The organism is Rheinheimera aquimaris, from assembly GCF_020531985.1.
GTDB classification, from domain to species: domain Bacteria; phylum Pseudomonadota; class Gammaproteobacteria; order Enterobacterales; family Alteromonadaceae; genus Alishewanella; species Alishewanella aquimaris.
The window spans coordinates 578,278-599,281 of the sequence record NZ_JAJAVQ010000001.1; the positions used below are offsets into that span (position 1 = coordinate 578,278).

A 21,004-nucleotide genomic window follows, 5' to 3' on the forward strand; every position below is an offset into this window, starting at 1 on the left:
GAAGTGGGTTTTTTTATTACAGGCTAACGCCTTTCTGCTTGGCTTTGTCTTTGATGTAAGACTCCCAACTACGCACCTGACGTGACATAGCAGGATCCTTTTTAGCATTCATCAACGCAGCATAGGCTTCTTTATACTTCTTCTGATAGAAATACGCATCTACCAGACTCATATAAACACCTGAAGGCTTATCAACATTCATTGACAATGCTTTATCAAATGCAGCAATGGCTTCGTTGTAACGCTGAATAGCGAGGTAAGAAGAACCCTGACGACGATAAGCATCAGCGTCGTTTGTCATCTTAGCTAACTCACCGTAGTACTCTGCAGCTTTTAAGAACTCACGCGCAGTTTGATAGTTAGAGGCAATGAAGTTCAGATTGTTTTTGTCTTTTTTGACCAATCCGCTCTTCATGTGCTTTTCCATCGTCGTCGCTGCTTTGTAAGGAATGTTATTATTGGCATACATCTGTGCCAACATCCTTACTTCAGAGTCTTTCTCCAGATAGCCTTGCGAGTATGCCAGCTGTAACGTAGACAATGACTTGGAATACTCTTCCGTCAGTGTATAGAAGTTACCCAGGTATACCCAGAACTGCTTATTCTCTGGGAATAACTGCACCATGGTTTCAACCACAGCAACCAGATCTTTGTAACGCTTCAGCTCATACAGTGCAGCCATTTTCAGCTGATAAGGCCCTTCCGTCGGCTTAGGCGAAAAACGAATTGCATCGTCAGCCGGCGCGATAACCTTATCATGCTGATTCATCAGGTAATACGCATTAGCTATACGCATATAGGCGTCTGAATTTTGTTCACCAGTGAACATAATCCAGTCTTCATACGCTTTAATGGCTTTTTGGTATTGTTTATCCTGCAGCAGCATATCTGCCAGCAACTTCATAGACAGCGCCTGATCATTAAATGTCAGCACGTCCGGCTTAACAGCCAGCGTCAGATATTTAATAGCCTGCTTTTCGTCTTTAGTTGCGTACAGGTTACCTAGAAAGCGGTTAAGCGTGGCTGTATCAAACTCGTTGTTTGAGTTTACATCCAGTAAAACTGCAATGGCTTCATCAAGCTTCTCTTCGTTGTACAAATCGAAAGCTTTAACCAGCGTTTTACCTACACGTTCACCCACTATCTGGGTTTTACGCGCTTTACGCTCTTCAACTTTAGCCATATTAGGTTGTACAGCTGCAGTCACAGAGGTTGCTGTCACAGTAAGCGCAGTTGCAATTACCAATGCCGAGGTAAGTTTTTTAAGCTTCAACATCTTAACCTCCAGCCATATCTAAAGTGAAATCAAGTTGAACCTGCTGGCCTGTCTGCTTCATTGGTTTGCCGTCAACCACTTTAGGGCTGTACTTCCAACGGCGCAGAGCACGAATAGCTTCACGGTCGAACACGCGACGAGGTTCAGCTTCAATCACCTCAACTTCGTCAACGCTACCATCTTCCATAATACTAAAACGCAGTTTAACCCAACCTTGTAAGCCATCACGTGCTGCCTGAACCGGATAGCGTGGCTCAATCCGAACGATTGGCGTTGCATCACCATCACGCATCATGCTTGATGGATCACCCAAACCAGCACCACTCGAACCTAAGTTCAACCCTGGCATATTAAAGCCAATGGCACCTGCAGCATTAGCTGTATCAGGTTCAGGCTGCGGCGCTTTAGGCGGCTGAGCCGGTGGCGGCGGTGGTGGCGGTGGTGGTGGCCGCCGCGTCTGTGTTTCTGAGTCTGGCGGCGTAGTGTTAATTTCAATAACAATACGCTCTTGCTCTTTTACCTCGCGCTTTCCACTGGATTGCAGCAAAGTAGCCATCATTAAAAACAACAGAAACGTTACCACCCCACCGATTATTAACGATGTCAGGAAACGTACCATAATTACTTAGTCTCCCCGGCTATACTAATCACCAGTGAAGGGTCAGCCGCTTTAATCTGATCCATTACTTCCATCACAATACCGTGCTTCGCTTCTTTATCAGCCTGCACAATAATGGTGTCCGTCGGTGACTCAGCTCTAAGCCGTTCAATGTTAGCCGAAACCCGCTCAACATCAACCGGGCGCTTGTCCATCCAAATCTCACCGTTAGCACGGATAGCGATAAAGATAGTGGCGCTTGGTTTCTTTTGAGCCTGAGCAGCTTCAGGTTTATTTACATCGATACCGGCTTCCTTTACGAAAGATGTGGTTACGATAAAGAAGATCAGCATGATGAATACGATATCCATCATTGGCGTGATATCAATCTCCGCCGTTTCAGCTTCGCGAATACGTTTGCGTGCCATAAAAAACTCTCTTTAATGATGCGGTAAACTATCGGCTAAAGCAGCTTTTTCCCGCTTAACCTGTACGTCTAACCGCGCACTGAAAAATACACCTGATATCGCTGCAACCAAACCTGACATTGTCGGGATAGTCGCCATAGAGATACCTGTTGCCATGGTTCTTGGGTTGCCGGTACCCTGTGTCGCCATAATGTCAAACACAGCTATCATACCGGTTACCGTTCCCAACAATCCAACCAGTGGACACAGTGCAACCAAGGTTTTAATAAGCAGCATACGCTGGTCTAATTTATCTGAAGCCTCGGAAATCCAGCAATCACGGATCTTATGTGCATACCATGATGTGGTATCAGCTCTGGCATCCCAACGGGCGATAATATCTCGTTTTAACTTTGGATATTCTGCCTTAAGAAACCAAAACCGCTCTATCATCAGAAACCACATGATGAAGAGTACCAGGGCGACAACGTAAAGTACGTTGCCACCGGTATGGATAAAATCCTGAACAGATTCCCACAGCTCTACTAGCTGGAGTATCATTAGGCTTTCTCCTGCTCCGCGTGCGCAGCGATAATGCCGGCAGCCTGTTCATCTAATACGTGTAAAATAGATTTCGCTTTTGATGAAACAATTGAGTGAACAAACAGTAATGGAATCGCCGCAACCAGACCCTGAGCAGTTGTTACCAACGCCAGAGAGATTGAGCCTGCCATCAGTTTCGGGTCACCTGTTCCGTATAAAGTAATTTGCTGGAATGTCAGGATCATACCGATAACAGTACCTAACAGACCCAGTAACGGAGCAACCGCTGAGAACAGTTTGATCAGGCCAACACCACGTTCAACTTTTGGCGTTTCACGCAGAATCGCTTCGTCCAGTTTCAGTTCAAGGTTTTCTGCATCAGCAGTTTTGTTCTCATGGTAAACGCGTAAGATACGGCCCAGTGGGTTGTTATCAGACGGGTTCGCCAGGTTTTTCAGCTGAGCACGGATCTTAGCACCAACAGCAGACAGAACGATGATACGCTCAAGTGCAATCAGCAAACCAATAAAGAACACCGCAGTGATGATATAACCTACTTCACCACCAGCCTGATAGTATTCAAACAGAGTTGAACGCTGCTGGTTCAGACGCAGTAAGCTGTTGCCTTTAGTCGGGTCAACATAAATACCGGTAATTTCACCTTTGCTGGCGTTATGGTATGCCGCTACAGAATCATGAATTTTAGACTGTGGCTGACGACCCAGAGGTTGGATCTGATCAGTATCACGGTTCAGAACCAGGTATTCAGTATCAGTTGTCAGGTGGAAAGAACCAAAACGTGTTACGCGTTTAGTTTCAACACCGCCATCCAGCTTAACGACTTCAGCGTCAAACTGAGCAACTTTGCCTGACTCAGTCATTTCAGTCAGCAACGCCATCCACAACTCTTCCATTTCTGCCAGAGTTGGTAATTCAGTTGCTGATGCAACTGAACGCAGTGGTACGTCACGGCCCGGATATTGAGCACTGATGATAGAACCAGTGATATCACCGATTGACTGGTTAGCTGCCTGGCGAACAACACCGAACAGCTCGCCCATAGTACCTAAAGCACTTTCCAGTTCCTGCTGCTTCTGACCGATCAGAATATCGTTATCAGCATATTCTTTCTGTAAACGCTTGCCACGGTTCTCTTCATCAGTGAACTGCTTCTTAGCGGTGTTTAACAGCGCTTGCTTGTCAGCACGCTCTGCCAGAAACGCACGCTCACGCTCTTGGTTAGCACGGCCTTCAATTGTACGTTCTTTTTTCAGTTGTTCTAACAACTGATCCAGCTTCTGAGTGTCAGCAGCTGCGTTAAAAGCAACACCAGCGGACAGAGTTACCGCTGCGGCAATTAACATTGTCTTAAATGTCTTTTTCATGTGTTCTTACTCCGCTGCGATAAGTGGTACGCGATCCATTTCAAGCGTGGCTTCACGACGAGCCATCTTGATAAACTGAGAGACTGATGTCAGGTATGAACCTGGCAACTCTTCCCAGCTTGAGGTCTCTTTGTTCCACACCCAGCCAGAGTTTCCATCCAGTGACAGTGCCATTAACGCCAGACGGCCAACATGTACGAAATCTACTGTGATTTCCTGACCGTTTAACTGCAGTGTGCCTTGGAATGCATCTACTACTGAGCCGTAATCGACTTCGATGCTGTAAGCTTCCAGGATTTGACGGTATTGCTCAGATAACTGAACATCTGAACGGCCCATCAGTTCACGCAGTTTTTCTACGCGTTCCAGACGACGCTCGGTACGCAAAGGAATATCAGCTTTTACAAACTGCTCCAGCGCGTCGATCATACGGAACATCAGTGGTACTGTACCTTTACGGGTATCTTCCAGACCATTGATTTGACGCTGAATTGAATTGATTTGACGCTGTTGATCAGCAACCAGAGTGGCTAAGAAATCATTATAAACTTTTAAGTTTTCAGTCTGGTCTACCACCTGACGATATTCGCCCAGCAGCTCCTGAGACTGTTCATAAATGTTGTTAATCTTCTCCTGAGACTGCACTGCTGCGCGTTGAATTTGACTGCCTTCCTGATGCAAAGCTTTTAAGTCTGTTGCCAGAACATTCGCCGACAGGGCGAAAGTACCGGCCAGAGCTGTTGCAACAAGACTCTTGCGAATTTTATTGTTAAACATAGTTCCCAACCAATTATTGCTGATTAACGTAACCTGAAGTTGTAAGGGCCAAGCTGTTCTTACAGACAGGAAAGGCCCTCGGTTAGAGGGTAAACCGTCCGCATCATTACAGGTAAAAACGCCCTTGTCAAGATAACGCAGGCGTCCAGAGGTCTGTTCTGATCCGGCTGTTAAACCGGCTTATCACCCAATTTATGCACTATTAAACAAATGAAAATTAATTTGTTATAGTTCATTAAATTTTCTGCTTATTTTATATTCGGCGTCAGTTTCCCGGCCGTATATAAAGCAACCATGTCATCAAGTGAAATGGCTTTGATTTTGCTACCGTGTCCGGCGGCATTAAAGGCTTCATAGCGGGCGATACAAATTTCTGTCATTGCCTTTACTGAAGCCTGTAAATATTTGCGAGGATCAAATTCTGCCGGATGCTGCGCCATGTAACGGCGGATAGCACCGGTAGACGCCAAACGCAAGTCGGTATCAATGTTAACTTTACGCACACCGTATTTAATGCCCTGCTGGATCTGCTCTACCGGAACACCATAGGTCTCAGGTATCTGGCCACCGTTCTCATTAATAATCTGCAGCCATTCCTGCGGTACCGAAGATGAGCCATGCATGACTAAATGTGTATCAGGAATACGTTCATGGATCGCTTTAATACGGTCAATCGCCAGAATATCACCTGTTGGTGGGCGGCTGAACTTATAGGCACCATGAGATGTGCCACAAGCAATCGCCAGCGCATCAACCTGTGTTTCACGGACGAACTGTGCAGCTTCTTCGGGGTCTGTCAGCATTTGATCATGGCTTAAGATGCAGTCTGCACCTATACCATCTTCTTCACCCGCAGCGCCGGTTTCCAGTGAGCCTAAACACCCTAACTCGCCCTCAACCGATACACCACAGGCATGCGCTATTTCAACAACTTTGCGCGTTACATCTGCATTGTATGCGTAGTCCATGGGTGTTTTGCCATCTTCACCCAGGGAGCCATCCATCATGACAGATGAAAACCCTAACTGAATTGAACGTTGACAAACAGCCAGCGAGGTACCGTGGTCCTGATGCATCACTACCGGGATATGCGGAAACTCTTCCGTCGCCGCCAGAATGAGATGACGCAGAAACGGCGCGCCGGCATATTTTCTGGCACCGGCTGATGCCTGAACTATTACCGGACTATCTGTTTTATCAGCAGCCAGCATAATAGCGCGCATTTGCTCCAGATTGTTTACGTTAAAGGCTGGTATGCCGTAACCGTATTCGGCGGCATGATCCAGCATTTGACGCAATGAAATAAGGGCCATGAAATCCTCTCTATAATCTTTTAGGGTACAGTTTTAATATGACACTTTTATTATTTTTATTTACGCTTTAGCGCGTTGTTCCAGTATAGCTACTGCTGGCAGAGTTTTACCTTCTAAAAACTCAAGGAAAGCGCCACCACCAGTAGATACATAGGATACTTTGTCTGCGATGTTATATTTATCGATTGCCGCCAGAGTGTCGCCACCACCAGCTATCGAAAACGCGTCGCTATCTGCAATCGCATGAGCAATTGCTTTAGTGCCGGCAGCAAACTGGTCAAACTCGAATACCCCTACAGGGCCGTTCCAGACAATGGTGCCTGCTGACTTCAGGATATCTACCAGCTCCGCCGTTGTATCAGGGCCGATGTCAAAAATCATATCTGCATCATCAACCGCAGCAACCGGCTTTAACGTTGCTACCGTCGTTTCACTGAATGCGCCGCCTACGACAACGTCTGTCGGCACCGGGATATTGCCGCCGCGCGCTGTAGCCTGGGCCATCAGCCGCTGAGCTTCAGGGATAAGATCAGCTTCGTATAATGATTTGCCGACATTATTACCATTTGCTGCGATAAAGGTATTGGCAATACCACCGCCAACTATCAACTGATCAACAATACCTGATAACGACTCAAGTACAGTCAGTTTGGTTGACACTTTAGAGCCGCCTACTATTGCTACTAAAGGCCGCTTTGGATTTTTCAGTGCAGCCGCTAACGCATCAAGCTCAGCAACCAGCAGTGGGCCGGCACAGGCAACAGGAGCAAATTTCGCCACACCATGCGTTGAAGCCTGGGCTCGGTGTGCAGTGCCAAACGCATCCATCACGAATACATCGCACAGCGCCGCCAGCTTCTGCGCCAGCGCATCATCATTTTTCCCTTCGCCTTTATTAAAACGCACGTTTTCAAATACCACCACTTCACCGGCGGCTACATCGATGCCGGCGAGGTAATCGGAAGCCAGACGAACTGGCGCCGATAATACCTGCGCCAGATAATCAACCACCGGCTGCATCGATGATTCCTGGTCAAACACGCCCTCTTCCGGCCGGCCAAGATGTGACATCACCATCACCTTCGCACCTTGTTTAAGGGCAAGTTCTATAGTGGGTATCGCCGCTTTTAAGCGTGCATCCGACGTCACTTTGCCGTTTTTAACCGGTACATTCAAATCCTCGCGGATCAGCACACGTTTGCCGTTAAGATCCAAATCGCTCATGCGAATAACAGACATTTCAAGCTCCTTGTTTTAAATTCGTTTGCATCATCGCCCATGCGGTATCCAGCATCCTGTTGGCAAAGCCCCATTCGTTGTCACACCATACCAGACATTTTACCAGCCGTTTGTGACTAACCCGGGTTTGCGAACCATCAACAATGCAGGAATGGGCATCATGATTAAAATCAACCGAAACCAGTGGTTCTTCGGTGTAATCCAAAATACCGTCTAACTCTCCGTAACGTGCCTGCGCCAGTACGTTGTTCACATCATTGATACTGGCATCCCGCAATAAACTGACACTTAAATCCATTGCAGTTACGTTTACAGTAGGCACCCGTACAGCTATCGCTTCAAAGCGGCCAGCGAATTTTGGTAAGATCCGCTCGATTCCCAGCGCCAACTTAGTGTCTACCGGAATAATAGACTGGCTGGCAGCACGGGTGCGGCGCAAATCCGGATGATAGGCGTCAATAACCTGCTGGTCATGCATAGACGCATGAATTGTCGTAATAGTGCCGCTCTCGACACCAAAATGCTGATCCAGTACCTGGATCACCGGCACGATACAGTTGGTCGTGCAGGAGCCGGCCGATACTATATTCATCGCGGCAGTTAAACTGTCATGGTTAATACCGTAAATAATAGTGGCATCAATATCTGCATCGGCAGGATGAGAAAACAACACTTTTTTAGCACCAGCGGTTAAGTGCCACTGTGCATGTTCGCGGCTATGAAATACGCCGGTACACTCTAAAACAACGTCGATATCCAGCTCACGCCACGGCAAAGCGAGGGGATCCGCTTCACAAAACAGCGCTATATCGTCCTCAGCTACACGGATACCGCCGTCAAACGAGCTGACGCTGTACCCGAAGCGGCCATGTGAGGTATCGTATTTCAATAAATGGGCAACGCCTTTGGCATCGGCCAGTTCGTTAATCGCGACCACTTGCAGCTCATGCTGCAAACCTTTTTCGTAAATAGCCCGCAGCATATTGCGGCCTATACGGCCAAAGCCGTTAATTGCCAATCTGATTGCCATAACACCACATAAAAAAATGGGACCAGAATTGATCCCATTGTATTAAATATTACGCCAGCAACTGCTGCGCCGCTTCGAGTACTTTTTCGGTGGTAATGCCGAAGTATTCAAATAACTGCTCGGCAGGTGCTGATTCGCCAAAACCGGTCATGCCGATAACTTTGCCGTTTAGCCCAACATACTTATACCAGCTGTCAGTAATGCCCGCTTCAACTGCGATGCGCTTTGTTACAGCAGCAGGTAATACAGCTTCACGGTATGTGGCATCTTGCATTTCAAACGCATCGGTTGACGGCATCGATACCACCCTTACAGCCTTGCCTTGTTCTGTCAGCGTTTTTGCGGCCTGTACAGCCAATTCCACCTCAGAACCGGTGGCAATAATAATCAGCTCTGGCGTACCTTTACAATCACACAGGATGTAACCGCCGCGTCGTACATCTGCAAGTTGCTGCGCGCTGCGCTCTTGCTGTACCAGATTTTGCCGGGTAAAAATTAACGTTGACGGGCCGTCGGTACGCTCAATGGCCGCCTGCCAGGCAACCGCAGACTCAACCTGATCACAAGGCCGCCAGTTCACCAGATTGGGCGTCGCACGTAATGCAGCCAGCTGTTCAACTGGTTGATGTGTCGGGCCATCTTCACCCAAGCCGATAGAATCGTGAGTGTAGACAAATATTACCCGCTGTTTCATCAATGCTGCCATACGCACAGCATTACGGGCATATTCCATAAACATTAAAAAGGTAGCGCCGTAAGGCACAAAACCGCCGTGCAGTGCGATGCCGTTCATAATGGCTGACATACCAAATTCACGCACGCCGTAATAAATGTAGTTTCCGCTGGCGTCTTCACCGGTCAGAGGTTTACTGCCACTCCAGATGGTCAGGTTAGAACCGGCCAAATCAGCAGAACCACCCATAAACTCTGGCAGCAAGGGGCCAAATGCGTTCAGTGCGTTCTGTGATGCTTTACGGGTAGCGATAGTGGCTGGGTTTGCCTGTAGTTTCTCAATATACGCTTTTGATTGCTGTGCCCAATCGGTGGGTAATTGCCCGGCAACACGACGGCTGAACTCAGCTGCCAGTTCAGGATGAGCCGCGCTGTAGCGGGCAAACAGCTGCTGCCAGCTTTGTTGCTCGGCAGCGCCTTTGGCTTTGGCGTCCCAATCTGCATAAATATCGGCTGGGATCTCAAAAGGTGCATGCGGCCATTGTAGAAAATCGCGTGCCGCTGCTATTTCGGCATCACCCAAAGGTGCGCCGTGGCAATCGTGGCTACCACCTTTATTAGGTGAACCGTAACCTATTACAGTGCGACAGCAGATTAAGGTCGGCTTTGACGTTTCGGCTTTGGCCTGCGTAATGGCCGCTTCTACTGCTGCTGAATCATGGCCATCAACATTACTGATCACATGCCAGCCATAAGCTTCAAACCGCGCAGGCGTGTTATCCGTGAACCAGCCTTCAACATGGCCATCGATAGAGATACCATTGTCATCCCAAAACGCAATCAATTTGCCCAGCCCCAGCGTACCCGCCAATGAACAGGCTTCGTGAGAAATACCCTCCATCAGGCAGCCATCACCTAAAAAGGTGTAGGTGTAGTGGTCAACAATGTCGAAACCAGGTTGGTTGAACTGCGCTGCCAGTGCTTTTTCCGCAATCGCCATGCCAACGGCATTAGTAATGCCCTGCCCCAAAGGACCAGTTGTTGTCTCGACACCTGGCGCATAGCCATATTCAGGGTGGCCAGGCGTGCGTGAATGTAACTGACGGAACTGTTTTAAATCTTCAATACCCAGATCATAACCAGTCAGGTGCAACAGCGAATACAACAACATAGAACCATGGCCGTTGGACAAAACGAAACGATCGCGGTTGGGCCAGCTAGGGTCTTGCGGATTATGTTTAAGAAAATCGCGCCATAACACTTCGGCAATGTCCGCCATACCCATGGGGGCACCCGGGTGGCCTGATTTAGCTTTTTGCACCGCATCCATGCTAAGCGCACGGATCGCATTGGCGAGTTGTTTACGAGATGGCATGTTCACTCCTGACATTGCGCGGCTTCTGTTTGACGAAGCAAGTTATTATTAAGCTGAAATGTTAAGGCGTTAAGTGGCACTATTTTCCCAGAGCCCCCGCCCGATGGCAAATTTAAATCAACCCGCATGCTGAAATTTCATGCTTACCGATCCAAATAACCAATGCTACGTATTTAGCTTCGTAAAATAGCATTAAAGACGTCTGGGTGGCAGATTTTTCTGGCAAACACTTTACAGTTTCTCTAGAATACCCGCCTATTTTTTGGGTTCGGCTATGCTGTTAACGATAACCGAAACTGACTGCATTAACTTATTTGTGGAATACAACCGATGGCACAACATATTTTTACGTCTGAATCAGTATCTGAAGGACATCCGGATAAAATTGCTGATCAGATATCCGACGCCGTTTTGGATGCAATCCTGGAACAAGATCCTAAAGCCCGTGTCGCCTGCGAAACATTCGTTAAAACCGGCATGGTGTTAGTTGGTGGTGAAATCACTACCAGCGCCTGGGTAGACATTGAAGAGCTGACGCGCAAAACAGTGCGTGAAATTGGTTACACTCACTCTGATATGGGCTTTGATGCCGACTCTTGTGCCGTATTAAACGCCATCGGTAAACAATCACCCGATATTAACCAGGGGGTTGACCGCGCCGATCCGAAAGAGCAAGGCGCTGGCGATCAGGGATTAATGTTTGGTTATGCCAGTAACGAAACCGATGTATTAATGCCTGCGCCTATTACTTACTCTCACCGCCTGGTGCAGCGTCAGGCTGAAGTGCGTAAAAACGGCACTCTGCCATGGTTACGTCCGGACGCAAAATCACAGCTGAGCTTTATTTATGAAGACGGTAAGCCGGTGGGCATTGACGCCGTGGTGTTGTCAACCCAGCACTGTGACAGCGTCAGCACATCCGATCTACGTGAAGCTGTGATGGAAACCATTATCAAGCCGGTGTTACCTGCTGAATGGTTAAACAGCAAAACTAAGTTCTTCATCAACCCAACGGGTCGCTTCGTGATTGGCGGCCCTATGGGCGACTGCGGCTTAACCGGCCGTAAAATTATTGTTGACTCATACGGCGGTATGGCCCGTCATGGTGGTGGTGCTTTCTCTGGTAAAGACCCATCCAAAGTTGACCGCTCTGCTGCCTACGCTGCACGCTATGTGGCAAAAAACATAGTGGCGGCAGGCTTAGCTGAACGTTGTGAGCTGCAAGTGTCTTATGCCATCGGTGTTGCTGAGCCAACATCTATCAGCCTGGAAACCTTTGGTACCAGCAAGCTGGACGAAGCAGAACTGATTAAGCTGGTACGTGAACATTTCGACCTGCGCCCATATGGCCTTATCGAAATGCTGAAACTGGAGCGCCCGATTTACCGGCCAACAGCCGCTTACGGTCACTTTGGCCGCGACGAGTTCCCGTGGGAGCAAACTGACAAAGCTGAGCTGCTGCGCCAATACGCGAAATAAATCTTCGCTAAAAAGCGTTAAAGTAAGTTAAAGGAGAGCCCTGCTCTCCTTTTTCATAACCGGTATTTAAGATACGATTTTTACATTCCCCCAACGCGCACTCTCAGCTTATCATCTGCAGCTTTTTGTGTATGATAAGTGCGCGATAACACAGGGTCCTCTGTTACCTCACAGAGCGAATACAAAACTATAAGAAAGGAACCACTATGTCTGAACAAACTGCCAATGCTGCCAAAAGTGGCTGGCTAAACCGCGCCCTCAATGCCATTGAGGTGATTGGCAACAAGCTGCCGGATCCGGCGGTACTGTTTGCCCTGTTAATGATTGTTGTCTGGCTAAGCTCATGGCTGTTATCAGGCATGACATTTGCCGAAGTTGACCCACGCACCGGCGATGCCATTAAAATTAATAACCTGCTGGAACCTACTTCGCTTACCGCCTTTATGGCTAAAATGGTCGCGACTTTCGTCAGTTTCCCACCACTTGGTGTCGTACTGGTTGCAATGATGGGGCTAGGCGTGGCCGAATATACCGGCTATATCAACGCCGGCCTGCGCTCTATTTTATCTGTTACGCCTAAAATGTTACTAACGCCGGTATTAATTGCTGTCGGTGTACTAAGCCACGTTGCGGTGGATGCAGGTTACGTGTTGGTTATTCCGCTGGGCGCGGTAATTTTTTACGCGGCTGGCCGCCACCCGCTGGCAGGTATTGCAGCCGCTTTTGCCGGTGTATCCGGTGGCTTTTCGGCCACTTTCTTTGTTCCGTCCAGCTTAGATCCGTTACTGGCCGGCTTAACCCAAGCCTCTGCCCGGCTGTCTGCCGACCCGGCGGCTGCACAACTGGTGATCAATCCGCTTAACAACTACTTCTTCACTACTGCGTCTACGTTTTTAATTGTCATCATCGGCTGGGTTCTGACAGATAAGTTTATTGAACCACGGCTGAAAAACACTGCTATAGACGGCGATCCGGCAGACCTGCCAAAAATGGATGCACTGCAACCACACGAGCGCAAAGGCCTGCGCTGGGCAACATTTGCCATGGTATTAAGCGGTGTGCTGCTGATGGTGTCGGCAATGCCTGAAACATCAGCCTGGCGTTCACCGCTAAATGGTGAACTGACCCACTCTTCTGCACCGTTAATGCAGTCTATTGTTGGCATTATTTTTGTGTTCTTTTTAATCCCGGGTGTCGTTTATGGCTATGTGGCCGGCACAGCCAATAACCACCGCGAGATCATTAAAGGCATGAGCAAAGCGATGAGCGGCATGGGCTACTATATCGTTATGGCATTTTTCTGTGCCCAATTTATTTATGCCTTTGGTCAGTCTAACCTGGGGGCGTTAATTGCCATTAAAGGCGCAAACTGGCTGCAGCAAATGTCATTCCCTATGGGGGTTACACTGGTTGGTATTGTATTTTTATCCGGCTTTATTAACCTGTTGGTGGGCTCTGCATCTGCGAAATGGGCATTGATTGGTGCAGTGATGGTACCTATGCTGATGGAGCTTGGCGTATCACCGGATTTAACACAGGCAGCATATCGCGTTGGCGACTCATCAACCAATATTATTACCCCGCTGATGCCTTACTTCCCGCTGATTGTGGTGTTTTGTCAGAAGTATGTTAAATCAACCGGTATCGGCACCCTGATAGCGCTGATGTTGCCGTTCTCAATCAGTATGTTACTGCTGTGGACCTGTTTCCTGCTCGGTTTCTGGGCACTGGATATCCCGCTTGGCGTAGGCGCAAGCTACACCTACCCTGTTGCTGGCTAAACTGCCGATTTAAAACCAACAAACCCTGCCAGTGCAGGGTTTGTTTTTACTGTTAACACTGGCGCCGGCCTGCTACCATTTCACTATATTTTTCTAAAGTGTATTTCTATGCGTATTCCCCGTATTTATCACAGCAGTGTTATAGCGCTGCACCACGAATTTGCCCTCGATGAAGATGCAGCCAATCACGTTGGCCGTGTATTGCGCATGCCGGTCGGCAGTGAACTGCTGCTATTTAACGGCGATGGTTTTAATTACCCCGCACACATCAGTAACGCCGATAAAAAACGGGTAATGGTAACGGCAACATCGCAACTGACTAACCCGGTTGAGTCGCCGATCAGTATTCATCTTGGTCAGGGTATATCACGCGGCGACAGAATGGATTTTGCTATTCAAAAGGCGGTTGAGCTGGGTGTTACCGAAATTACCCCACTGTTTACCGAGCGCTGCGGCGTTAAACTTGACGGTGAGCGCTTGCAAAAACGTAACGAGCAGTGGCAAAAAATCGCTATCAGCGCCTGCGAGCAAAGCGGGCGCAGCATAGTGCCAAAGGTATACCCGGCCATCAGTCTGCAGCAATGGCTGAGCCAACAAACAAAAGAATTGAAGCTGACCTTGCATCCACGCGCCACCGACACCATTAAGACCCTAACAGCCAGCTGTCATATCCGTCTGGTTATAGGGCCTGAAGGTGGCTTTACCGACCTGGAAATGGCACAAACCAGTGATGCCGGCTTTACCGGTATACAGCTAGGCCCGCGAGTACTTCGTACAGAAACAGCCGCATTAACCGCCATCAGTGCCTTGCAGCTGCAGTTTGGTGATTTAGCATAAGGAACTTAACATGAGCAACGCGATAAAGCTGGGTATCGTTATGGACCCAATCAGCGCCATTAACATAAAAAAAGACTCCAGTTTTGCCATGTTATTGCAGGCGCAGCAGCGCGGCTATGAAGTTCACTATATGGAAATGGCCGACTTATACCTGCTGGAAGGCGAGGCCCGTGCCAGCACGAAATTACTCAGTGTTGAACAAAACCCGGACAAATGGTTCAGTTTCTCCAGCCAGCAGGATATTGCCCTGAACGAGCTTGATGTCATCCTGATGCGCAAAGACCCACCGTTTGACACCGAGTATATTTACGCTACCTATATTCTGGAACGGGCAGAAGATAAAGGCACATTGATCGTAAACAAACCGCAAAGCCTGCGCGATGCCAATGAAAAGCTCTATACCAGCTGGTTTAGCCAGTTCACGCCTAAAACCCTGGTCAGCCGCGATGCGAAGCGCTTAAAAGCGTTTTACCAGAGTGAACAGGATATTATCTTAAAACCGCTGGATGGCATGGGTGGCGCTTCTATTTTCCGTTTAAAGCCTAATGATGCCAATGTCAGTGTGATCATCGAAACCCTGACCGAACATGGCCAGCGCTATGCGATGGCGCAGCGTTATATTCCGCAAATTACCGATGGTGACAAGCGGATTTTAGTCGTTAATGGCAAACCCGTGCCATACTGTCTGGCACGGATCCCTGCCAGCGGCGAAACCCGGGGTAATCTGGCAGCCGGTGGCCGCGGCGAAGCCAGGCCGCTATCAGAATCAGACTGGCAGATAGCCAATGCCATAGGCCCAACCCTGAAAGCTAAAGGGCTTATTTTTGTCGGACTGGACGTTATCGGCGATAAACTGACCGAAATCAACGTCACCAGCCCTACCTGTATCCGCGAAATTGAAGCGGCGTTTCCGGTTAGTATTACCGCGATGTTATTTGATGAAATTGAACAGCTGCTGGCCAGCCGCCAGTGACAACAAGTTGTAGTGAGGTCACGATGCAGAATTTTCAGAACCATTTTTTAATAGCGATGCCAGCTCTGGATGATCCGCTGTTTAAACGCAGCGTGACCTATATTTGTGAACACAATGACGAGGGCGCTATGGGCATCGTGATTAATCATCCGCTCGATGTCAAAGTCGCCGATTTGCTGCAACAGTTGCAAATTGAGTACGACAGCAAAAGCCCGGCAGCGACAGCACATGTCTGTGCCGGTGGCCCGGTACAGCACGACCGAGGCTTTGTGTTGCACACAGCTAAAGAAGGTTACGGTAGCAGTATGCGCCTTAGCGACGAGCTGATGGTCACTACCTCCAAAGATATTCTGTTCGATTTAACGACAGCACAGGCGCCGGATAAGTTTATTCTGGCATTGGGTTATGCGGGCTGGACAGCCGGCCAGCTGGAACAGGAAATTGCTGACAATGCCTGGCTGGTGATCCCGGCTGACAGCGCTATTATCTTCGACTTAACCCACGCCGAGAAATGGCAATCAGCGACTGCGAAAATAGGCATTAAACCTTGGCAGCTTACCAACGAAGCCGGGCATGCCTGATGAGCCGCACTGTACTTACTTTTGACTATGGCACTAAAAGTATTGGCGTTGCCGTAGGCCAGGAATTAACCGGCACAGCATCGCTGCTCAGCGCGTTAAAAGCGCAGGATGGCACCCCAGACTGGAACCTGCTGGAGAAACTGATCACAGACTGGCAACCGCAGTTACTGCTTGTAGGCTTACCGCTGAATATGGACGGTACAGAGCAGCCTTTTACCGCCAGAACACGTAAATTTGCTAACCGGCTGCACGGCCGTTTTGGTTTGCCGGTAGAGTTACATGACGAACGGCTAACCACCACAGAAGCGCGCAGCCAGCTGTTTGCCGAAGGCGGCTACAAGAAGCTAACCAAAGACAAAGTAGACAGCCTGTCAGCGAAAATCATCTTCGAGAGCTGGTATGAACAACAATATTGAACCGCCACTAAAACCCGGCTATTACCAGCACTACAAAGGGGCTTATTATCAGGTTATAGATGTAGCACGCCACAGTGAAACTGAAGAGTGGCTGGTTATTTACCGTGCCCTGTATGGCGACTTTGGCCTGTGGGCCAGGCCACTTAGCATGTTTACCGAAAACGTCGAAATCGCTGGCGAACTGCTGCCCCGCTTTCAGTATGTCGGTGACGAAAACCCGTTGACGGCCGTGGATTAAACCACCGGACAGGCTTAACCGGCCTTTTGTCAGTCTCTGGCGCCGTTTATCACTTAAGCCACCATTTGTATTTGCGCTCGCAGTAATCTTGTTATTGCCAACTAACAAGAGGACAGCAACATGTTTGAACAAACCGAATTTTTTCATCAGTTAGGCCAAATCAACCCAATACTGTGGGCCGTATTTATTCCGCTCTTTCTGGCAATTTACTTTTTGCCCACTGTTGTCGCAATGTTTCGCAACCGTCAGCATCTGGGTAAGATTTTTTTAGCCAATATCCCGGCAGGTTTTTCGTGGATAGCCTGGATGGCACTGATTATCTGGGCCTTTACCGGAAAACAGAAAAAACCAGCTGAACAGACAGCCTGATCAATAGTAGACTGTATTTACTCAGCTTTTTTGCGACCTGATATGGCCTTACTTGACAGCTTTAAACAACATATTCCAACCAGGCACTGCAGCCGCGCCTACCTGTGGGCGCAATTGGCTACTATAGGGGTATATACCAGCTATTTTATGGCGTATACCCTGCCTTTGCTGGATAACAAGCAGCTTAATCTGCACTTTCTGTTTTTGCTGAAATACATCATAGAAAGCGCAAGCTTTGCACTTTTTGCTCATTGTTTTCTGCGTCCGGTGCTTAAAACCCAATCGCAGCAGGCGGGACAACGGTGGCTGCTGGTTATCTTATTTTTGATCGTTGCAGCTGCGCTGCAAACCGCTGTCTCGTTCTTTTTATCGGAGCTAGAGCTGCTAAAAGCTACCGATATGAGCCAGGTAACCTTGTTATCGGAAAAGCACAACTCGCCGCTGCAAATGACCTTCAGCAAAGGCTTTATGCTGATGGCATTGATAACATCGTTTAGCATTATGTACGCTTTGTGGGTCGCAGCTTATGTTACCTGGCAAAACTGGCAACACCGTAAAACCTTACAACAGCAGATGCAGCAGGCACAGCTGCAACAACTGACTAATCAGCTTAGCCCGCATTTTTTATTTAACGCTTTTAACAGTATCAGAGCGCTGATTTTTGAAGATCAGCATAAAGCCGCAGATACAGTAACCCGGTTGTCTGAGCTGTTTCGCTTTCACCTGCAAGCGCATCTGCAACCTTCGGCAACACTGGAGCAAGAGTGGCAACTGTGTGAGCAATATCTGGCTATTGAACAGGTACGGCTGGAGCAACGGCTGCAATTTAGCTACGATATAGACGCCGGATTGTGGCAGCAGAAGCTGCCTACACTCAGCCTGCTCACTTTAGTTGAAAATGCCATTAAACACGGTATTGCACCTAACTCCGGCAACGGCCTGCTGCATATTGCCGCGTCAACGCTGCCCCAAGGCTGGCAGTTACAGGTTAGCAACAGCGTACAAAACGGCACCGAACAAGCCGGAACCGGCACCGGCCTGACTAATCTGCGCCATCGCTTACAACTGATGTATGCAGGTAAAGCCAAATTCAGCGTGACACCACAGCAAAACAGCTACTGCGTAAAACTGGAGTTTGCTGATGTATAACTGTTTACTGGTTGACGATGAGCGCCTGGCCCGCGCCGAGCTAAAGCGGCTACTGAGTGCCCATCCGGAATGCGTCATTGTTGCCGAAGCCGCAAACGCCAGCGAAGCTTTGACCTGCCTGACAACGCAAAGTATTGACCTGGTATTTCTTGATATTCAGATGCCGGGTATCACTGGCCTGCAGCTGGCACAGCAAATACAGGCATCAACCCAGTTTATTTTTTGCACTGCCTATAACAGCTTTGCGCTTAATGCTTTTGAATTAAATGCTGTCGATTACCTGCTCAAACCAATAGCGCCAGAGCGGCTGGCCAAAGCTTTACAAAAGCTGCGCCCCACCAGCAACAGCGCTGCAGCGCATTATCTGGCAGAGCAACACGGTATTTTGCTCAAATTCGGCGACAGCCAGCGGGTGGTAAAGCTAAGTGAAATCAGTCGGTTTGAAAGCATCGGCAACCATGCTGCGGTATATACCCCTTATGGTAAAAGCTTTATACACAGCTCGCTGTCGAAAATAGAGCAAAAGCTAGACCCGGCACTGTTTTTTAAAGCCAGCCGGGCAGACATAGTGCGGATAAGTGCAATCAGCCAGATAGAACCCGCTATTGCAGAAGGCAGCTTAATTGCGGTTTTGGATGACGGCCAGCGGGTCGATGTCAGCCGTCGCCAGGCGCAGCTGCTAAAACAGCAGTTCAGCGCCTTCTGATGTAAAGCAGCTTACAGCTGCTGCCGGTACCACTCCCCCAGGATCAGACTGGCTGCAACACTGACATTCAGTGATTCAACCTTACCCGAGCCCGGGATTTGCAGCGCAATGTCGGCGCTTTGCGCGACGTTTTTCGACACGCCAAACATCTCCTCACCAAACACAATAACCACTTTGGCAGGCAGTGTGCTCTGATACAGTGAGGTGCCACCGTGGCTGGAAGTGGTAATCAGCGTATAACCGGCTTCTTTGCATAATTTCAGCGCCAGTGGCAGGTTGTCACAGGCCAGGCCGTCGACAAACTCGCCTCCGCCTTCAGCGGTACGCAGTGCAGCGCCCGATTGCAGTAATTCAGGCTGTTTGATGATAATGCCGCCAACACCGAAATGCGCACAGCTGCGGGTAATTGCACCTAAATTGTGTGCATTGCCTACGCCGTCCAGTGCCAGCAGACAATCTTGCCGCTTACGGCTGTTGCTCTGTAAATACTGCGCCAAAGTGACGGTGGGCTTGCGTTTAACCAGCATCACAACACCACCATGGTGGCCACTGCCGGCCACTTTTTCCAGCTCGGCATCATCGACTATGTGATACGCCTTTTTCGTTGCTGCCAGATATTTCATCACATCAGCGAACTTCGGTGCTATTTTTTCCGATACATAAAGCCGGATCACAGATTCAGGCCGCTGCTGAAACAGTACCCGGCAAGCGTTAGCACTGTATACCTTGGTCTCGTTGTCCTGCACCGACTTTGTTACTTTTACAGTTTGTTGCCTGGCTGGCGAGCTATTGCGGTTAGGCTTGGCAGATGCTGATTTATCGGTTTTGGTCCAAGGCTTTTGTAATGGGTTGGCAACTTTGCCGTTTTTAGCTCGGTGTTGAGACATCAGTATTCCTGCGAAGGCCGGCGGCCGATAATCATTAATGCGGCGAATTTTACCAGCAGAATGCTAACAATACTTGTGTTTTCTGTGCTGCGCAGTATGCTGTCGGCCTTTATTTTCACCGGTTGGGCTTTAGTATGCTGAGTTATCGTCACAGTTATCATGCTGGCAATCACGCTGATGTGGTTAAACATCTGGTACAGGTTGCCATACTGCAGTACCTGCTGAAAAAAGATAAACCGTTCTGTTACCACGACAGCCATGCTGGTGCTGGTTTATACAGTTTGCTGGCAGAACAGGCGCAAAAAACCGGTGAATACCAGGGCGGCATTGGCAAGCTGTGGCAGTATCAGGCGAAAAGCCCGGCACTGGCGGGCTATATTGATGTGATTAAACAACTGAACCCGGACGGTGACCTGGCATTTTACCCGGGTTCACCGAAGATCGCAGCGATGCTGGCACGCAGTACCGACAGCATTCAGGCAACAGAGCTACACCCGACAGACTACCCGGTACTGGCCAGCCAGTTTGCCCGCCGCCGTCATAGCCGTATCGAAAACATGGACGCCTGGGCTGGCTTTAAAGCTATGCTACCCCCTTTACACAAGCGCGGGCTGATACTGATTGACCCACCGTACGAGTTGAAAACCGAGTATCAGGATGTTGTAACCGGTTTACAGCTGGCTTACAGCCGTTTCCCTCAGGCAACTTATGCAATCTGGTATCCGGTGATAGAGCGCGCAGCCGTAGAGGCCTTTATCGGCGCGATAGTGGCCACCGGAATAAAAGATCAGTTACGTATTGAGCTGTGCCCTCAAAGCGATAGCTGCGGCTTCGGTATGACTGGCAGTGGTATGCTGGTGATAAACCCGCCTTATACACTGGCAGACGATATGCGCCATGCCCTGGCGGAAGTATCACCTTTTATCAGCGAAGCATGCGAGTTTCAGGTTCATCAACTAGTTGCAGAGTAAAT

22 protein-coding genes are annotated in these 21,004 nt (G+C 48.9%); 11 read left to right on the top strand and 11 right to left on the bottom strand.

Translation table 11 applies throughout. The features are described 5' to 3' along the window. Positions 1–16: 16 nt before the first annotated feature. From LHL18_RS02585 to tkt, 10 genes are all read right to left on the bottom strand, one after another. The gene (locus LHL18_RS02585; protein ID WP_134054289.1) at positions 17–1,276 is read right to left on the bottom strand and encodes a tetratricopeptide repeat protein; all 1,260 of its coding nucleotides are present in this window, start codon (positions 1,274–1,276) and stop codon (positions 17–19) included. 1 nt (position 1,277) lies between these two features. After that, complete coding sequence (locus LHL18_RS02590; protein ID WP_134054287.1) at positions 1,278–1,895, bottom strand: energy transducer TonB; 618 nt, start codon at positions 1,893–1,895, stop codon at positions 1,278–1,280. 2 nt (positions 1,896–1,897) lie between these two features. Further along, positions 1,898–2,302 carry an ExbD/TolR family protein gene (locus LHL18_RS02595; protein WP_134054285.1) on the bottom strand — a complete coding sequence of 135 codons (405 nt, stop codon included), beginning with the start codon at positions 2,300–2,302 and terminating at the stop codon, positions 1,898–1,900. 12 nt (positions 2,303–2,314) lie between these two features. After that, complete coding sequence (locus tag LHL18_RS02600; protein WP_134054283.1) at positions 2,315–2,842, bottom strand: MotA/TolQ/ExbB proton channel family protein; 528 nt, start codon at positions 2,840–2,842, stop codon at positions 2,315–2,317. Next, on the bottom strand, positions 2,842–4,209 hold the full coding sequence (locus tag LHL18_RS02605) for a MotA/TolQ/ExbB proton channel family protein (protein ID WP_134054281.1): 1,368 nt from the start codon (positions 4,207–4,209) through the stop codon (positions 2,842–2,844). Before LHL18_RS02605 ends, LHL18_RS02600 begins: the two co-directional genes overlap by 1 nt. A gap of 6 nt (positions 4,210–4,215) precedes the next feature. Next, on the bottom strand, positions 4,216–4,986 hold the full coding sequence (locus tag LHL18_RS02610; RefSeq protein ID WP_134054279.1) for a DUF3450 domain-containing protein: 771 nt from the start codon (positions 4,984–4,986) through the stop codon (positions 4,216–4,218). 248 nt (positions 4,987–5,234) lie between these two features. After that, the gene (gene fba, locus LHL18_RS02615) at positions 5,235–6,299 is read right to left on the bottom strand and encodes a class II fructose-bisphosphate aldolase (protein WP_134054277.1); all 1,065 of its coding nucleotides are present in this window, start codon (positions 6,297–6,299) and stop codon (positions 5,235–5,237) included. Positions 6,300–6,359: 60 nt separating this feature from the next. Continuing rightward, positions 6,360–7,538, bottom strand: coding sequence for a phosphoglycerate kinase (locus tag LHL18_RS02620; RefSeq protein WP_226765643.1), 1,179 nt, complete (start codon positions 7,536–7,538; stop codon positions 6,360–6,362). Between the two features lies 1 nt (position 7,539). Continuing rightward, a complete protein-coding gene (gene epd, locus LHL18_RS02625; protein WP_226765644.1) occupies positions 7,540–8,568 on the bottom strand; it encodes an erythrose-4-phosphate dehydrogenase in 1,029 nt (342 codons plus the stop codon). 49 nt (positions 8,569–8,617) lie between these two features. Next, positions 8,618–10,615: a transketolase gene (gene tkt, locus LHL18_RS02630; protein ID WP_134054271.1), complete on the bottom strand. Its 1,998-nt coding sequence runs from the start codon at positions 10,613–10,615 to the stop codon at positions 8,618–8,620. 330 nt (positions 10,616–10,945) lie between these two features. Between tkt and metK the strand changes: the two genes are divergently transcribed. The 10 genes from metK (at position 10,946) to LHL18_RS02680 (ending at position 19,144) form a co-directional block, all read left to right on the top strand. After that, positions 10,946–12,094: a methionine adenosyltransferase gene (metK, locus tag LHL18_RS02635; RefSeq protein WP_134054269.1), complete on the top strand. Its 1,149-nt coding sequence runs from the start codon at positions 10,946–10,948 to the stop codon at positions 12,092–12,094. 206 nt (positions 12,095–12,300) lie between these two features. After that, a complete protein-coding gene (locus LHL18_RS02640; RefSeq protein WP_134054267.1) occupies positions 12,301–13,875 on the top strand; it encodes an AbgT family transporter in 1,575 nt (524 codons plus the stop codon). A 108-nt stretch (positions 13,876–13,983) separates the two neighbouring features. Further along, positions 13,984–14,712, top strand: a complete 729-nt coding sequence (gene rsmE / locus LHL18_RS02645) for a 16S rRNA (uracil(1498)-N(3))-methyltransferase (RefSeq protein WP_226765645.1) — start codon at positions 13,984–13,986, stop codon at positions 14,710–14,712. A 10-nt stretch (positions 14,713–14,722) separates the two neighbouring features. Next, positions 14,723–15,685 carry a glutathione synthase gene (gene gshB, locus LHL18_RS02650; RefSeq protein WP_226765646.1) on the top strand — a complete coding sequence of 321 codons (963 nt, stop codon included), beginning with the start codon at positions 14,723–14,725 and terminating at the stop codon, positions 15,683–15,685. Positions 15,686–15,708: 23 nt separating this feature from the next. Continuing rightward, positions 15,709–16,266: a YqgE/AlgH family protein gene (locus LHL18_RS02655; protein ID WP_226765647.1), complete on the top strand. Its 558-nt coding sequence runs from the start codon at positions 15,709–15,711 to the stop codon at positions 16,264–16,266. After that, on the top strand, positions 16,266–16,682 hold the full coding sequence (ruvX, locus tag LHL18_RS02660; protein ID WP_226765648.1) for a Holliday junction resolvase RuvX: 417 nt from the start codon (positions 16,266–16,268) through the stop codon (positions 16,680–16,682). The genes LHL18_RS02655 and ruvX overlap by 1 nt, the downstream gene beginning before the upstream one ends. Then, complete coding sequence (locus tag LHL18_RS02665; protein WP_134054259.1) at positions 16,666–16,920, top strand: DUF1653 domain-containing protein; 255 nt, start codon at positions 16,666–16,668, stop codon at positions 16,918–16,920. The genes ruvX and LHL18_RS02665 overlap by 17 nt, the downstream gene beginning before the upstream one ends. Before the next feature lie 120 nt (positions 16,921–17,040). Further along, positions 17,041–17,289, top strand: a complete 249-nt coding sequence (locus LHL18_RS02670) for a superinfection immunity protein (protein WP_226765649.1) — start codon at positions 17,041–17,043, stop codon at positions 17,287–17,289. A gap of 42 nt (positions 17,290–17,331) precedes the next feature. Beyond that, positions 17,332–18,438 carry a sensor histidine kinase gene (locus LHL18_RS02675; RefSeq protein WP_226765650.1) on the top strand — a complete coding sequence of 369 codons (1,107 nt, stop codon included), beginning with the start codon at positions 17,332–17,334 and terminating at the stop codon, positions 18,436–18,438. Beyond that, positions 18,431–19,144, top strand: a complete 714-nt coding sequence (locus LHL18_RS02680; RefSeq protein WP_226765651.1) for a LytR/AlgR family response regulator transcription factor — start codon at positions 18,431–18,433, stop codon at positions 19,142–19,144. Before LHL18_RS02675 ends, LHL18_RS02680 begins: the two co-directional genes overlap by 8 nt. 11 nt (positions 19,145–19,155) lie before the next feature. On the opposite strand, the gene LHL18_RS02685 is transcribed toward LHL18_RS02680, so the two are convergent. Next, complete coding sequence (locus tag LHL18_RS02685) at positions 19,156–20,031, bottom strand: tRNA/rRNA methyltransferase (RefSeq protein ID WP_134054251.1); 876 nt, start codon at positions 20,029–20,031, stop codon at positions 19,156–19,158. A gap of 134 nt (positions 20,032–20,165) precedes the next feature. On the opposite strand from LHL18_RS02685, the gene LHL18_RS02690 reads away from it, so the two are divergent. Further along, a complete protein-coding gene (locus LHL18_RS02690) occupies positions 20,166–21,002 on the top strand; it encodes a 23S rRNA (adenine(2030)-N(6))-methyltransferase RlmJ (protein WP_226765652.1) in 837 nt (278 codons plus the stop codon). Positions 21,003–21,004 lie beyond the last annotated feature (2 nt).